Origin of the sequence: Amycolatopsis sp. NPDC047767 (genome assembly GCF_040704195.1) — a bacterium.
In the GTDB taxonomy this organism is placed as follows: domain Bacteria; phylum Actinomycetota; class Actinomycetes; order Mycobacteriales; family Pseudonocardiaceae; genus Amycolatopsis.
In genome coordinates, this window is the sequence record NZ_JBEYSJ010000031.1 from 19,496 (window position 1) to 32,663 (window position 13,168).

General features: G+C 69.5%; 15 protein-coding genes. 7 read left to right on the forward strand and 8 right to left on the reverse strand.

Annotation, left to right across the window (positions count from 1 at the left end; translation table 11 throughout):
• The first annotated feature begins 44 nt into the window (after window positions 1-44).
• On the forward strand, window positions 45-1,148 hold the full coding sequence (locus AB0878_RS38110; protein WP_366585775.1) for a branched-chain amino acid aminotransferase: 1,104 nt from the start codon (window positions 45-47) through the stop codon (window positions 1,146-1,148).
• 63 nt (window positions 1,149-1,211) lie between these two features.
• Here the strand turns inward: AB0878_RS38110 and cobT are convergent, their stop codons facing one another.
• Window positions 1,212-2,291 (reverse strand): nicotinate-nucleotide--dimethylbenzimidazole phosphoribosyltransferase, encoded by a 1,080-nt coding sequence (gene cobT / locus AB0878_RS38115; protein ID WP_366585777.1) that lies wholly within the window; start codon window positions 2,289-2,291, stop codon window positions 1,212-1,214.
• Between the two features lie 151 nt (window positions 2,292-2,442).
• Between cobT and AB0878_RS38120 the strand changes: the two genes are divergently transcribed.
• The gene (locus AB0878_RS38120) at window positions 2,443-3,012 is read left to right on the forward strand and encodes a dihydrofolate reductase family protein (protein WP_366585779.1); all 570 of its coding nucleotides are present in this window, start codon (window positions 2,443-2,445) and stop codon (window positions 3,010-3,012) included.
• An 11-nt stretch (window positions 3,013-3,023) separates the two neighbouring features.
• The gene (locus AB0878_RS38125; protein ID WP_366585781.1) at window positions 3,024-3,713 is read left to right on the forward strand and encodes an IspD/TarI family cytidylyltransferase; all 690 of its coding nucleotides are present in this window, start codon (window positions 3,024-3,026) and stop codon (window positions 3,711-3,713) included.
• Between the two features lie 22 nt (window positions 3,714-3,735).
• On the opposite strand, the gene AB0878_RS38130 is transcribed toward AB0878_RS38125, so the two are convergent.
• Complete coding sequence (locus AB0878_RS38130; RefSeq protein WP_364057583.1) at window positions 3,736-4,731, reverse strand: aldo/keto reductase family protein; 996 nt, start codon at window positions 4,729-4,731, stop codon at window positions 3,736-3,738.
• Window positions 4,732-4,869: 138 nt separating this feature from the next.
• Complete coding sequence (locus AB0878_RS38135) at window positions 4,870-5,517, reverse strand: DUF3043 domain-containing protein (protein ID WP_366585783.1); 648 nt, start codon at window positions 5,515-5,517, stop codon at window positions 4,870-4,872.
• Window positions 5,518-5,662: 145 nt separating this feature from the next.
• Here AB0878_RS38135 and AB0878_RS38140 point away from each other — a divergent pair, with 145 nt between their 5' ends.
• Window positions 5,663-6,040, forward strand: a complete 378-nt coding sequence (locus AB0878_RS38140; protein ID WP_220237940.1) for an iron-sulfur cluster assembly accessory protein — start codon at window positions 5,663-5,665, stop codon at window positions 6,038-6,040.
• Between the two features lie 80 nt (window positions 6,041-6,120).
• Here the strand turns inward: AB0878_RS38140 and AB0878_RS38145 are convergent, their stop codons facing one another.
• Window positions 6,121-6,303: a hypothetical protein gene (locus tag AB0878_RS38145; RefSeq protein ID WP_220237941.1), complete on the reverse strand. Its 183-nt coding sequence runs from the start codon at window positions 6,301-6,303 to the stop codon at window positions 6,121-6,123.
• A gap of 145 nt (window positions 6,304-6,448) precedes the next feature.
• Between AB0878_RS38145 and AB0878_RS38150 the strand changes: the two genes are divergently transcribed.
• Window positions 6,449-7,441: a carbohydrate kinase family protein gene (locus tag AB0878_RS38150; RefSeq protein WP_366585785.1), complete on the forward strand. Its 993-nt coding sequence runs from the start codon at window positions 6,449-6,451 to the stop codon at window positions 7,439-7,441.
• Between the two features lie 66 nt (window positions 7,442-7,507).
• Here the strand turns inward: AB0878_RS38150 and AB0878_RS38155 are convergent, their stop codons facing one another.
• The 3 genes from AB0878_RS38155 to asnB all read right to left on the reverse strand — a co-directional run bounded on the left by AB0878_RS38155 (window position 7,508) and on the right by asnB (window position 10,623).
• Complete coding sequence (locus AB0878_RS38155) at window positions 7,508-7,999, reverse strand: sialidase family protein (protein ID WP_366585787.1); 492 nt, start codon at window positions 7,997-7,999, stop codon at window positions 7,508-7,510.
• Window positions 8,000-8,126: 127 nt separating this feature from the next.
• The gene (locus tag AB0878_RS38160; protein WP_366585789.1) at window positions 8,127-8,585 is read right to left on the reverse strand and encodes a hypothetical protein; all 459 of its coding nucleotides are present in this window, start codon (window positions 8,583-8,585) and stop codon (window positions 8,127-8,129) included.
• A gap of 103 nt (window positions 8,586-8,688) precedes the next feature.
• Window positions 8,689-10,623 carry an asparagine synthase (glutamine-hydrolyzing) gene (gene asnB / locus AB0878_RS38165; protein WP_366585791.1) on the reverse strand — a complete coding sequence of 645 codons (1,935 nt, stop codon included), beginning with the start codon at window positions 10,621-10,623 and terminating at the stop codon, window positions 8,689-8,691.
• A 195-nt stretch (window positions 10,624-10,818) separates the two neighbouring features.
• On the opposite strand from asnB, the gene coxB reads away from it, so the two are divergent.
• Together coxB and AB0878_RS38175 are read left to right on the forward strand one after the other, a co-directional pair.
• On the forward strand, window positions 10,819-11,766 hold the full coding sequence (gene coxB / locus AB0878_RS38170) for a cytochrome c oxidase subunit II (RefSeq protein WP_366585793.1): 948 nt from the start codon (window positions 10,819-10,821) through the stop codon (window positions 11,764-11,766).
• Window positions 11,767-11,805: 39 nt separating this feature from the next.
• Window positions 11,806-12,228, forward strand: coding sequence for a cytochrome c oxidase subunit 4 (locus AB0878_RS38175; protein WP_366585795.1), 423 nt, complete (start codon window positions 11,806-11,808; stop codon window positions 12,226-12,228).
• Here the strand turns inward: AB0878_RS38175 and AB0878_RS38180 are convergent.
• Window positions 12,173-13,117, reverse strand: a complete 945-nt coding sequence (locus AB0878_RS38180; RefSeq protein ID WP_366585797.1) for a DMT family transporter — start codon at window positions 13,115-13,117, stop codon at window positions 12,173-12,175. The genes AB0878_RS38175 and AB0878_RS38180 overlap by 56 nt on opposite strands.
• Window positions 13,118-13,168 lie beyond the last annotated feature (51 nt).

Consider the following 13,168-nt stretch of genomic DNA (forward strand, 5'->3'; position numbering starts at 1 on the left):
GTCTTCCGACTAACGCGCATCCGACCAAGCGCTAAAGTTGGGCCATGACGACAGCGACGCAGTTCTCCCGAGTCCCGCACCCGAACCCCGCGACTCCCGAGCGCGTCGCCGAGGTACTCGACAAGCCCGGGTTCGGTCTCTATTTCACCGACCACATGGTCACGATCCGCTGGAGCGAGGAACTCGGCTGGCACGACGCCAAAGTCGGGCCGTACGAACCGTTCTCGCTCGACCCGGCCACGTCGGTGCTGCACTACGGCCAGGCGATCTTCGAAGGCCTCAAGGCCTACCGCCAGGCCGACGGCAAGGTGGCCGCGTTCCGGCCCGACGCCAACGCCGAGCGCTTCCAGGCCTCGGCCGAGCGGCTGGCGATGCCGCAGCTGCCCGTGGAGCTGTTCCTCGAGTCGCTGCGCGAGCTCATCGCGGTGGACGAGCGCTGGGTGCCCACCCGCAAGGGCGACTCCCTGTACCTGCGGCCGTTCATGATCTCCACCTCGACCGGCCTCGGCGTGAACAAGCCGGCCACCGAGTACCTGTACACGCTCATCGGGTCGCCCGCCGGCTCGTACTTCGCCGGTGGCGTGAAGCCGGTCAGCGTGTGGCTGTCCACGGAGTACGTGCGCGCGGCCCCCGGCGGCACCGGTGCGGCGAAGTGCGCCGGCAACTACGCGGCGTCGTTCGTGGCGCAGGCGCAGGCCGTGGAGCAGGGCTGCGACCAGGTGGTGTGGCTCGACGCCGTCGAGCGGCGCTGGGTCGAGGAGATGGGCGGGATGAACCTGTTCTTCGTCTTCGGCTCGGGGTCCGACGCCCGCGTGGTCACGCCGGAACTGTCCGGCTCGCTGCTGCCGGGCATCACGCGCAAGTCGCTGCTGCAGCTGGCCGAGACCGCGGGCCACCGCGTCGAGGAACGCCGGATCTCCACCGACGAGTGGGAGAAGGCGGCCGCCTCCGGCGAGCTGACCGAGGTCTTCGCGTGCGGCACCGCGGCCGTGATCACGCCCGTCGGGCACGTGAAGCACGCCGGCGGCGAGTTCACGATCGGCGACGGGCAGCCGGGCCCGATCACCATGAAGCTGCGGGAAGAACTGGTCGGCATGCAGGAAGGCGACCTCGTCTTCCCCGACGGCTGGATGCATCCCCTGAACTGATCCACTGTGGACACGAGAAGGGCCGCCCGGGTTCGTCCGGGCGGCCCTTCTCGTTGAGTGGCTTCAGGAAGCCGGCACCGGCGTGAGCGGACCGGCCACCCCGGACTGCTCGTGCGTGGTCATCTCCGCGAGCACGCGCGCGGCCATCATCAGCAGCGGCAGCGCGGTGACGGCGCCGGTGCCTTCGCCGAGGCGGACGTCGAGGTCGAGCAGCCCGCCGAGGTCGAGGTGCTCCAGCGCGAGGGCGTGGGCGGGCTCGCCGGTGAGCTGGCCGGACATCCACCAGCGGCGCGCGCCGGGCGCGAGCTCCTCGGCGACCATCGCCGCCGCGCAGACGACGAGACCGTCGAGGACGACTGGGGTGCGGCGCACGGCCGCCTGGGCCAGGAAACCCGCCATGGCGGCGATGTCGGCGCCGCTGGAGGTGCGCAGCAGGGCCAGCGGGTCGGCGAGGACCACGCGGGCGCGGCGCAGCGCGTCGCGCACGGCGGTGGCCTTGCGCATCCACGCGTTGTCGTCGATGCCCGAACCACGCCCGACCACGGCCACCGGCTCGGTGCCGGTGAGCGCGGCGACCAGCACGGACGCCGGGGTGCTGTTGCCGATGCCCAGGTCGCCCGCGATGAGGAGGTCGGCGCCGCCGTCCACCTCGGCGTCGGCGATCTTCATGCCGGCGAGCACGGCCGCGCGCACCTCGGCGTCGGTGAGGGCGTCCTCGACGTCGATCGAGCCGGAGCCGCGGCGGACCTTGTACTCGCCGATGGAACGCATGGCCGACTCTTCGGTGTCCACGGCCATGTCGACCACGCGCACGCTGGCGCCGGCCGCGGCCGCGAGCACGTTGATGGCCGCGCCGCCGGTCAGCATCGTGCCGACGAGCTGCGACGTGACCTCCGGCGGATACGCGGACACGCCCTTCTTCGCGATGCCGTGGTCGCCGGCGAAGACCACGACCCGGGGCCGCGTGAACGGCCGCGGCGGCGCCTGGCCCTGGCACGACGCGATCCACACGCCGAGCTCCTCGAGCCGCCCCAGGGATCCCGCGGGCTTCACGAGCTTGCCGTGCAGGGCGATCGCCGCCGACCGGGCCTGGTCGCTGGGTGGTTCGATCTCGCCGAACTCGATGCTGGTGTCCGCGTCCACGCCAGGCCTTTCTCTCGCGGGAGTCCTCACGCGTCAACCTACCGGCCGCTGAAGAAAAAACTCCCCCGGCCGGGTCGAACCGCGGCGGTGCCGTTCGTCGCGTCTTCGAGAGCCGCCCAGCGCGGGCGGAACCGGACGCAAGGAGGACCCGATGGGCAGGATCGTCAACGCCACGTTCATGACGCTCGACGGCGACATCACGAACATGGCGGACTGGCACTGGGACTACTTCAGTGAGGAGGCCACCGCCGCCGCGAAGGCCCAACTCGACCGCAGCGACGCCCTCATCATGGGCCGCAAGACCTACGACGGGTTCTCGGCAGCGTGGCCGCAGCGGGCCGGCACCGACCCGTTCGCCGACCGGATGAACTCGATCGACAAGTACGTCGTCTCCTCGTCGCTGATCGATCCGCAGTGGACGAACAGCCACGTGCTCGGCGGTGCCGGTGGCGACGCCGTGGCCGCGGTGCGCGAGGTCAAGGAGCGGACCGATCGCGACATCCTGCAGTACGGCTTCGGCGACGTCACGCGGCTGCTACTGGCCAATGGCCTGCTCGACGAGCTGCGCGTGTGGCTGCACCCCGTGATCTCCGGTGCGGCCAAGCCCGACGAGCTGCTGTACCGCGACACCGCGAAGGCGAACTTCACGTTCAACGGCAGCGAAGTGTTCGGCAACGGGATGGTGATCCTCAGCTACACCCCGGCGAACGCGGCCCAGTAGGGTCGCCGACCGTGGAGACGACAGCGGCAGGGGTCGTGCTGGCCAGCGGCGCCGGCACGAGGGTCGGCGCGGCGCTGAACAAGGTGTACCTGCCGATGGCGGGCCGCCGGGTGGTCGCGTGGTCGCTGGCGGCGTTCGCCGCGGTGCCCGAGGTGGGCGTGCTGGTGCTCGTGATCCGCGAGCAGGACGCGGAGCTGGCGGAAGAGGTGCTGGCCGCGCACCCGGGCCAGGTCGAGGTCGTGACCGGGGGTGCGACGCGGCAGGGGTCCGAGCTGAACGCCCTGCGCCACCTCGCGCCGCGCATCGAATCGGGCGCCGTCGACGCCGTGCTGATCCACGACGCCGCCCGCCCGCTCGCGACGCCGGCTCTGATCGGCGACGTGCTGGCCCGGACCCGCGAGTACGGCGGTGCCGTGCCGGGACTGGCCGCCGACGACGTGGTCTCGATGGCCGCCGACGGTTCGGTCGCCGCCCGGCTGCCGGGCGCGATCCGCGTGCAGACGCCGCAGGGCTTCCGCGCCGAGCCGCTGCTGGCGGCCTACGAGCAGGCCGAGATCGAGGGTTTCCTGGGCACGGACACGGCTTCGTGCATGGAACGGTTCTCCGCGCTGCCGGTGCACTGGGTGCCCGGCGGCGCGGAGAACCTGAAAATCACCTACCCGCACGACCTCGCGGTGGCCGAGCGGTTGCTCTCCCGCTGAGCGGATCGCCCAGCGGCGCAGATCACAGCGACGGGCTGCGGGTCAGCGACGCGTCTCGCTCGACGACGGACTCGAGAGCCTCGTCGATCGCCGTCAGCAGGTCGGCGTCGAGCTTCACGCCGGCGGCCTTGACGTTCTCGTGCACCTGCTCTGGGCGGGAGGCGCCGATGATCGCCGAAGCGACGTTCGGGTTCTGCAGGACCCACGCCACGGCCAGCTGCGCCATGCTCAGCCCGGCCTGCGCGGCCAGCGGCTCCAGCTTGGCGACCGCGGTCAGCGTCTCGTCGTTGAGGAAACGCTTGACCATGTTCGCGCCGCCGTTCTGGTCGGTCGCGCGCGAACCCTCCGGCAGCGGCTGGCCCGCCTTGTACTTGCCGGTGAGCACGCCCTGCGCGATCGGCGACCAGACGATCTGGCTCAGCCCTTCACGCTCGGACGCCGGCACGACCTGCGACTCGATGACGCGCCACAGCATCGAGTACTGCGGCTGGTTGGAGATGAACGGCACCTTCAGCTCACGCGCGAGCGCCGCGCCCTGCGTGATCTGGTCGGCCGACCACTCCGAGACGCCGATGTAGAGCACCTTGCCCTGGCGGACGAGGTCGGCGAAGGCGACCATCGTCTCTTCCAGCGGCGTGTTGTGGTCGAAACGGTGCGCTTGGTAGAGGTCGAGGTAGTCGGTGCCGAGCCGCTGCAGCGACGCGGTGGCCGACTCCATGATGTGCTTGCGCGAGAGGCCCTTGTCGTTCTGGCCCTTCGGCCCGGTGGGCCAGAACACCTTCGTGAAGATCTCGAGGCTCTCCCGGCGCTGGCCCTTCAGGCCCCGCCCGAGCACGGACTCCGCCGCCGTGTTCGCGTACACGTCGGCCGTGTCGAAGGTCGTGATGCCGGCGTCGAGCGCCGCCTTGATACAGGCCTGGGCCTGCTCCTCTTCGACCTGGGACCCGTGGGTGAGCCAGTTGCCGTAGGAGATCTCACTGATGTTGAGGCCGCTGCGGCCGAGTCGTCGAAACTCCATGCCGTTCAGCCTAGGCGGGGGTTGTTCGCGTTGCTAACGAACCTCCCCGATCGGGCAGTGGCGGTGCTCACCGGCAACCAGCCGGAAACGACAACGGCCGCCCCACCCTCGCGGGTGTGGCGGCCGTCACAGAAATGCTCAGCCGGGGATCGGGTCGCCCGGGCGCAGGCGCGGCTTCGGGACCCGCAGCTTGCGGATCTGGCTCGCGCGCACGAAGGCGTACCAGCCGACGCCGCGGGTGGGCTCCTTCGGGAACCGCTCGCGGGCCAGACGGGAGATCTTGCGGCCGTTGACCACGCCCTCGATGGCCATGACCAGCAGCATCGCCATGCAGATGAGGGTGATGTACTGCTGCGCCGCCGGCACCGGGATCAGCAGCGCGAGGAACACGAGGATCGCGAGCGGCATGAACAGGCCCAGGATGTTGCGCCGGGAGTCGACGAGGTCGCGCACGTACGCCTTGACCGGGCCGCGGTCGCGCACAGGCAGGTACTTGTCGTCGCCGGACATCATGCGTTCGCGGCGCTGCTTGGCGGCGGCGCGCCGGTCTTCCTTGCTGACCGGGTTCTCCTTGCGGAGCTGCTTGTTGCGCTTCATCGCCTCGCGCATGCTGGTGGGCGGCGGGGCGACGGGTCCGCGCTTGCGACCTTCCGCTTCCCGCCGCTTCGGCGTCGCCCGGCCCTTGCCCGGCGTGTACGCCTTGCCGATGGTCGAATCGGACTCGACGACGTCGGCCTCGACGGCGTCCGCAGGGGTCTCGGTGGTGCTTCGGCGCAGGAACCTCACCTCACCAGGGTATTGCAGGCGTCACGACGATGTTCGGCAGGTCGTGCGATGTGCAACCATGGAGGGGGAACAGATCGGGTACCCGGAGAGTTGAACTGTTTCGGACGAGAAGTACCCGCAGTGAGTTCGACCTAGAGGGAGTGCCATGACGACCGCTGAGCAGACCGGTGCGGCGCAGGCCGAGACCGCCGAGGAGACCCACGGCGTGACCTTGACCGACGCCGCGGCGGTCAAGGCGAAGGCCCTGCTCGAGCAGGAGGGCCGCGACGACATGCACCTGCGCATCGCCGTCCAGCCCGGTGGCTGCGCGGGCCTGCGCTACCAGCTGTTCTTCGACGAGCGCGAGCTCGACGGTGACCTTTTCCGCGACTTCGACGGTCTGCGCGTGGCGGTCGACCGGATGAGCGCTCCGTACGTGTCCGAGGCTGTGATCGACTTCGTCGACTCGATCGAGAAGCAGGGCTTCACGATCGACAACCCGAACGCGACCGGCTCGTGCGCGTGCGGTGACAGCTTCCACTGAGCCCGCGCGCTCGGTAAAGCACACGAAGAAGGGCCCCGGCCGACTCGGCGGGGGCCCTTCTTCGTGCTCGGAGCCGGCTCTCAGACGTAGGCGTCGAGGTCGGCGACCTGCGCGTGGCAGGCGTCGTCGACCTGCCACGGCCGCGCCGCGCGCGGGTGCGGCATCCGGTCGGTGGTGAGTCCCTCGCTGCGGAGCGCGGACGGGATGTGGGCGCAGTCGGCGATCAGCTCGCCGAGGTCTTCCGGTTCAGTGGCCGTGTTCACTTCCGTAACGCTATTGATCCTTCAGCGACTGGGAAAGCGGTACCAGCCGGTAGTGTCGGCCGAGGCGCGGGAACTACCCGGACGGGTCATGACCTGCGGGTAACCCCGCCAGAGCCGCACGAACGAGACACCCAGAGGAGAACCGGTGGCAGACAAGGCCAGGATCGCCGTGTCCGGCAGCATCGCAACCGATCACCTGATGCACTTCCCCGGCAGGTTCGCCGAGCAGCTCGTGAAGGAGCAGCTCCACCGGGTGTCGCTGAGCTTCCTGGCCGACGACCTCGTCGTCCGCCGCGGCGGCATCGGCGCCAACATCGCGTTCGGCCTGGGCGTGCTGGGCGTGAAGCCCGTGCTGGTGGGTGCCGTGGGCTCCGACTGGGCCGACTACGCGTCGTGGCTCGAGCGCCACGGCGTGGACACCTCCGGAGTGCTGGTGTCCGAGGTCGCGCACACCGCGCGCTTCGTGTGCACCACCGACGAGGACCTGTGCCAGATCGCGACGTTCTACGCCGGCGCCATGGCCGAGTCGCGCAACATCGAGCTCAAGCCCATCGCCGACCGCGCCGGCGAGCTGAGCCTCGTGCTGATCAGCCCGGACGACCCCGAGGGCATGGTCCGCCACGCGCAGGAGTGCCGCCAGCGCGGCTACACCTTCGCCGTCGACCCGTCGCAGCAGCTGGCCCGCATGGACGGCGCCCAGGTGCGTGACTTCATCGCCGGCGCCAAGTACCTGTTCAGCAACGACTACGAGTGGGAGCTGCTGCTCCAGAAGTCGGGCTGGACCGAGGCCGACGTGCTGGAGCGCGTCGGCATGCGCATCACCACGCTGGGCGAGAAGGGCGTGGAGATCGTCGGCCGCGACGGCCTCGCCCTGCAGATCGGCGCCGTCCCCGAACGCGGCAAGGCCGACCCGACCGGCGTCGGCGACGGCTTCCGCGCCGGCTTCCTCGCCGCCCTCGACGGCGGCCTGGAGCTGGAGCGCGCCGCCCAGCTCGGCTCGCTCATCGCCGTGCTGGTCCTGGAAACCGTCGGCACCCAGGAGTGGACCTTCGACCGCACCGACGCCCTCGCCCGCCTCGGCGACGCCTTCGGCCCACAGGCGGCGGACGAGATCGCCACGGTGCTGCCGAGCGCCTGACGTTCCGCGCCGCACGAGAGTGGCCGCCCCCGAACGCACGGGGGCGGCCACTGTCGTATCAGCGGATCAGTACCAGTTGGTCCGGAAGATGAACAGCGGGCCCGAAAGGTTGTCGCACACGAGCGCGCCCCGGGCGAGCCGTCCGTTGAGGTTGTTGGCGATCTTCGTCTCCGCCCAGCCGTTGTCCATCCACTCTTCTTCGCTCGACCAGCTCGCACCGCCGTCGTCGGACCGGTCGACGACGATCGAGCAGCGGTCGCTGGCCTGGCTCGAGTCGGCGGCCTGGGCCTCGGCGAAGGCACCGCACGCGCCGTAGTAGTACAACCGGACCGTGATGGTGATCAGCCCGCCGAGGGCATTCGGTGCGTTGGTGGTGTACTCCTGCTGCACCCTGAAACTGCCGTGCGGGCACGGCCCGCTCGAGGGGAACGTGCCTTCGTTCGCGTAGGCGCCGTACGGCGCGCTCGACAGCGGTTGCGCATTCGCGGGGACCGCAGCGAACGAGAGCGCCGACGCGCTCGCCGCCGTGGCCAGGACAACTTTCCGAAGAATCTTCATAGGGGGAAGCTGCCGGACGCACGACTGCGCCGCCAAGCTGTTAGACCAGGCTCGAAATCCCCGATCGGACCTTGTGAAGCGCGGCGGGGCTGTCCCGGGTCCGGGCGGCCCCGCCCGCGTCAAGGCGTCAGTACCACCCGGTTCTGGTCAGCTCCCCGTTGCACGACACCGCGGCCCGCGCGAGGCGGCCGTTGAGGTTGTTCGCGATCCTGGTTTCGCCGTACCCGAATTCCATCTGGTCGGTGGTGTTGACCCAGGTCGTGCCGCCGTCGTCGGAGCGGTCGACGTAGACGGTGCAGTTGTCGGTGCCCGAATTGGTGAGCGTGTCGGTGACCTCGGCGAAGGCGCCGCACGCGCCGTAGTACATGAGGTCGATCTGCAAGGGGTGCAGGGTGCCGTCGGAGCCGGGTGCCTGCGTGAACACGCGGCGAGCCGCGCTGAAACTGCCGTGCGGGCACGGGCCGCTGGACGGGAACGTGCCTTCGTTCGCGTAGGCGCCGTACGGCGCGCTCGACAGCGGGGCCGCGTTGGCGGGCACCGCGGCGAAAGACAGGGCGGCAGCGGCCACTGCCGTGGTCAGAATCACTTTCCGAAGAGTTTTCATGTGACGCACGCTGCCGGACGGGGACCTCGCCGCCAAGCTGTTCAAGCTGCGTCGAAATCCCCGTTCGGACCTAGCGGAAACGGCGTCAGAGCTTCACCGGGTAGACCGGCTCCGGGATCTCCGGCTTGATGCGGTGCTCGACGAAGATGCCGTGCCACAGCATGAACACCAGCAGGGCCCAGATCTGGCGGCTGCGGTCGAGCTGGCCGGCCTTGTGCTCCTCCAGCAGGCGCAGCACGGCGGGCTTGTCGAGCAGCTCGTCGGTCTTCGAGTCGTTGATGATGCCGCGCGCCCAGTCGTACATCTCGTTGCGCAGCCACAGGCGGATCGGCACGGGGAAGCCGAGCTTGCGGCGGTTGAGCACGTGGGCGGGGATGATCTTCGCGAGTGCCTGGCGCAGCGCGTACTTCGTGGTGCCGTGCGCGAGTTTCTGGTCCAGGGGAATGGAAGCGGCGACCTTGAACACCTCGGCGTCGAGGAACGGCACGCGCAGCTCCAGCGAGTTGGCCATGGTGACCTTGTCGGCCTTCACGAGGATGTCGCCCCGCAGCCAGGTGAACAGGTCCACGTGCTGCATGCGCGCCACCGGGTCCCAGCCGCGCGAGACGTCGTACCAGGGCGCGGTGACGTCCTTGAAACCCACGCCTTCGGTGTACGTCCGCAGCACGTTGCGCAGCTGGTCGTCGCGGAAGTTGCGCGCGTTGCCGTAGTAGCGGTCCTCCAGCGGCAGCGCGCCGCGGCGCAGCAAGTCCTTGCCGCGCGTGCCTTCCGGGATCTTCGTGGACACTTTGCCGATGAGCTTGCGCACACCGCCGGGCACCTTTTCGAACGGTGCCAGCGAAATCGGCTCGTTGTAGATCGTGTAGCCGCCGAACAGCTCGTCCGCGCCCTCGCCCGACAGCACGGCCTTCACGTGCTTGCGGGCCTCGCGCGCGATGAACCACAAGGGCACCAGCGCCGGGTCGGCCACCGGGTCGTCGAGGTACCAGACGATGAGCGGCAGCGCTTCCATCATCTCGTCGGCCGAAACCGTGCGCACCACGTGCTTCACGCCGATCGCGGCGGCCGACTCGGCGGCGACGTCCACTTCGGAATAACCCTCGCGTTCGAACCCGGTGGTGAACGCGATGAGGTTCGGGTTGTGCTCCTTCGCCAGCGTCGCCGTGGCCGTGGAGTCGATGCCGCCGGACAGGAACGCGCCGACCGTCACGTCCGGGTCGGAGATCATGTGCTTGCCCACCGAGTCGCGCATCACATTCGCGATGCGCTCGTACAGGGCTTCGGCCTCGGCGGCGCCGTTCACCGGCTTCGCCGCGAACTGCGGGTGGAAGTAGCGGGTGAACTCGACCTGCCCGCCCGGCACCACGCGGAACGACGTGCCCGACTCGACGCGGCGCACGGCCGTGTGCAGCGACTCGGGCTCCGGCACGTACTGCAGCACCAGGTAGTGCTGCAGGGCCTTGCGGTCCAGCTCCTGGGCCACGCCGAGCGTGTCGGTGAGCTCCAGCAGGCTCTTCTTCTCGCTGGAGAACGCCACTCCGCCGGGGCCGGCGGCGTAGAACAGCGGCTTGATGCCGAACGGGTCCCGCGCGCCGAACACGACCTTCTCGGCGGAGTCCCAGATCATGAAGGCGAACATGCCGCGCAGCTTCTTCACCGCGTCGGCGCCCAGGAAGTGGTAGGCCGCGACGATGGCCTCGCCATCGCCCTCGGTCTCGAACTTCGCGCCGAACTTTTCAGCGAGCTCGTCGCGCAGCTCGCGGTAGTTGTAGATCTCCCCGTTGAAGTTCATGGTGTAGCGGCCCGGAGCTTCCGGCGGGCCCCAGTGCAGCGGCTGGTGGGCGTGGTCGACGTCGATGAACGCCAGCCGGTTGAAGCCGTAGACGACCTCGGCGTCGGCCCAGGTGTCCTGCTCGTCGGGGCCGCGGTGGCGCTGGCAGCGCATCGCCGCGCCCACGGCTTCACGGGCGTTCGCCGCGTCGGTCTCGGTGCCGCAGATCAGTCCAAGCAGGCCGCACACGCGTACTCACACACCTCAGGGTCTTCGCCGGTCCGGGAAGGGCACAGTATGCCGCGAACCGTGCACCGCGGACCGCATCGGGTGGACGCGCGCGCGTTGTGGTCACCCCTTGGACAGCGGGAATCGTGAACTCGGCTAGGCTCCGCCTGTCACGAAGATCGGTCGAGGAGGCTCTGGGTGAAAGGGCGAGGTGCAGTGGGAAAACCAGCGCGCACCCACGGGGGTAAGCGGGTCGGCCGCGTCGCCGCGCTGGCCGTGCTGGTCGCGCTGACCGCGACGGGCTGCTCCGGGGACGCGATCCTCCGATTCGGCTGGCCGGTCGGGGTCACCCCGCAAGCCGAAGAGATGCAGAACCTCTGGACGTGGACGGTCATCGCGGCGCTCGCCGTCGGTGTCATCGTGTGGGCCCTGATCTTCTGGACCGCGACGTTCCACCGCAAGAAGAAGAACTCCGCGGTCGAGGGTCCCGAGGACCTCCCGCGGCAGTTCCAGTACAACATCCCGCTCGAGATCTTCACCGTCGTCGTCCCGACGATCATGGTCTGCGTTCTGTTCTTCTTCACCGCGACGACCGAGAGCAACGTCCTCGACAAGAAGCCCGACCCGGACGTGACCGTCGACGTGGTGGCCTTCCAGTGGAACTGGGAGTTCAAGTACGACGACGCGAACGCGAAGCGCCCGGACGGCACCCAGGTGAGCACCGTCGGTTCGTCCGGCGAGATCCCGCTGCTCGTGCTCCCGACGAACAAGACGATCGAGTACCGCCTGCGGTCCACCGACGTCATCCACTCGTTCTGGGTCCCGGAGTTCCACTTCAAGCGCGACGTCTTCCCGGACCCCGAGAAGAACAACCAGGACAGCTCCTTCCAGAACTCCATCGACCGCGAAGGCTCCTTCGTCGGCCGGTGCGCGGAGCTCTGCGGCACGTACCACTCGGTGATGAACTTCGAGGTGCGTGCGCTCTCGCCGGACAAGTACGACCAGTACATCAAGCTGCGCACGGAAACGAACCCGAAGACGGGCCTGCCGAACACGGCTTCCGAGGCGCTGGCGGCGATGAACTGCGGCGAGCTGTGCACCCCGCACGCGGTGACCACGCAGCCGTTCAACACCGACCGCACCGCGCGCACCGCGTCCAACTGACCGGTTCCGGCGAACCAGAGGAGTAGGGGAGAAAGTCCCATGAAGGTCGAAGCCCGGATTTTCTACATGGTGGCGGCGTTCGCCGTCGTCATGGCCGTCATCTACTGGGTCATGACCGCCCTCTACGCGACCGACCAGAAGGCCGAGCCCGTCGGCATCGTCGCGCTCTTCCTGACCGGTGGCCTCGCGTTCCTCGCGGGCAGCTACATGCAGTTCGTGTCCCGCCGGATCGAACCGCGCCCCGAGGACCGCGAGGACGCCGAGATCAGCGACGGCGCGGGCGAGCTGGGCTTCTTCAGCCCGGGCAGCTACTGGCCGATCGCCATGGCGGCCGCGGCTGCGCTGGGTGGTCTCGCGCTCGCGTTCTTCCACATCTGGCTGCTGGTCATGGCGCTCGTCGCCCTGCTCATCGCCGTGGGCGGGCTGGTGTTCGAGTACCACACGGGCCCGAACCACGAGTGACGCTTTCCCCGGTCGTTCCTGACCGGGGCCTGCCGCCGCGCTGGGGTGCCAGCGCGGCGGCGAGCACCGCCAGCATCCCCAGGCCCTCCGGCCACGACAGCCGGTGGCCGAACGCCAGCACGTCCACCACCACCGCGACCACCGGGTACAGGTAGGACAGCAGCGCCACCGTCGTGGTGGGCAGCTTGCCGATGCTCGCGTACATCAGCACGTACATCACCGCCGTGTGCACGGTGCCGAGCAGCACCAGCCACAGCAACCCCGGAACCGAGTGCGGGAGCGGCGTGAACGCCAGCGCCGGGGCCAGCAGCACCGTCCCCACCGCCAGTTGCACCGCCGCGAGCAGATGCGGGCGCACGTGGGTGAGCTGCTTCGCCACGAACGATGCGCCGGCGTAGAGCACCGCCGCGCCCAGCGCGAGCGCGATTCCCGCGAACCGCACCGGTTGCCCGTCGTCGCCGTGGGCCGAGAGGGAAATCACCACCACGCCGGCGAACGCGACGCCTGCCCGGGCCAAGTGCGTCTTCGCGACTTTTTCACCGAGGAACGCCGCCGCCAGACCCACCAGGATGAGCGGCTGCGTGTGGTAGACGACCGTGCTCACGCCGATCGACGACAGCGCGTACGACGTGAACAACAACACCCAGTTGGCCACCAGCAGCACGCCGCCGAGCGCGGCCAGCAGCAGGTCGCGGAGCGACGGCCGCCAGCTGCGCAGGTAGCCGCGCGCCAGGCACCACACGACGAGCAGGACACCGCCGACGAGACAGCGGGCGAACGCGACGGCCGGCGCGGCGGCACCGCTTTCCAGCACGACCGCGCCGATCGTGCCCGACAGGGCCATGGCCGCCGACCACTGCAGGACGGGACGGGTTTCGGGGTTCTTCATGCGTCTCAGATTCGGCCCGCGAGCCGCGCCCGACCAGTGTCAGAAATGACA

Bases quoted from the DNA above. Each gene is read 5' to 3' on its own strand.
- AB0878_RS38110 (WP_366585775.1), top strand. From the start codon at position 45: ATGACGACAGCGACGCAGTTCTCCCGAGTCCCGCACCCGAACCCCGCG.
- AB0878_RS38120 (WP_366585779.1), top strand. From the start codon at position 2,443: ATGGGCAGGATCGTCAACGCCACGTTCATGACGCTCGACGGCGACATC.
- AB0878_RS38130 (WP_364057583.1), bottom strand. From the start codon at position 4,731: ATGGAGTTTCGACGACTCGGCCGCAGCGGCCTCAACATCAGTGAGATC.
- AB0878_RS38140 (WP_220237940.1), top strand. From the start codon at position 5,663: ATGACGACCGCTGAGCAGACCGGTGCGGCGCAGGCCGAGACCGCCGAG.
- AB0878_RS38155 (WP_366585787.1), bottom strand. From the start codon at position 7,999: ATGAAGATTCTTCGGAAAGTTGTCCTGGCCACGGCGGCGAGCGCGTCG.
- AB0878_RS38175 (WP_366585795.1), top strand. From the start codon at position 11,806: ATGAAGGTCGAAGCCCGGATTTTCTACATGGTGGCGGCGTTCGCCGTC.
- AB0878_RS38180 (WP_366585797.1), bottom strand. From the start codon at position 13,117: ATGAAGAACCCCGAAACCCGTCCCGTCCTGCAGTGGTCGGCGGCCATG.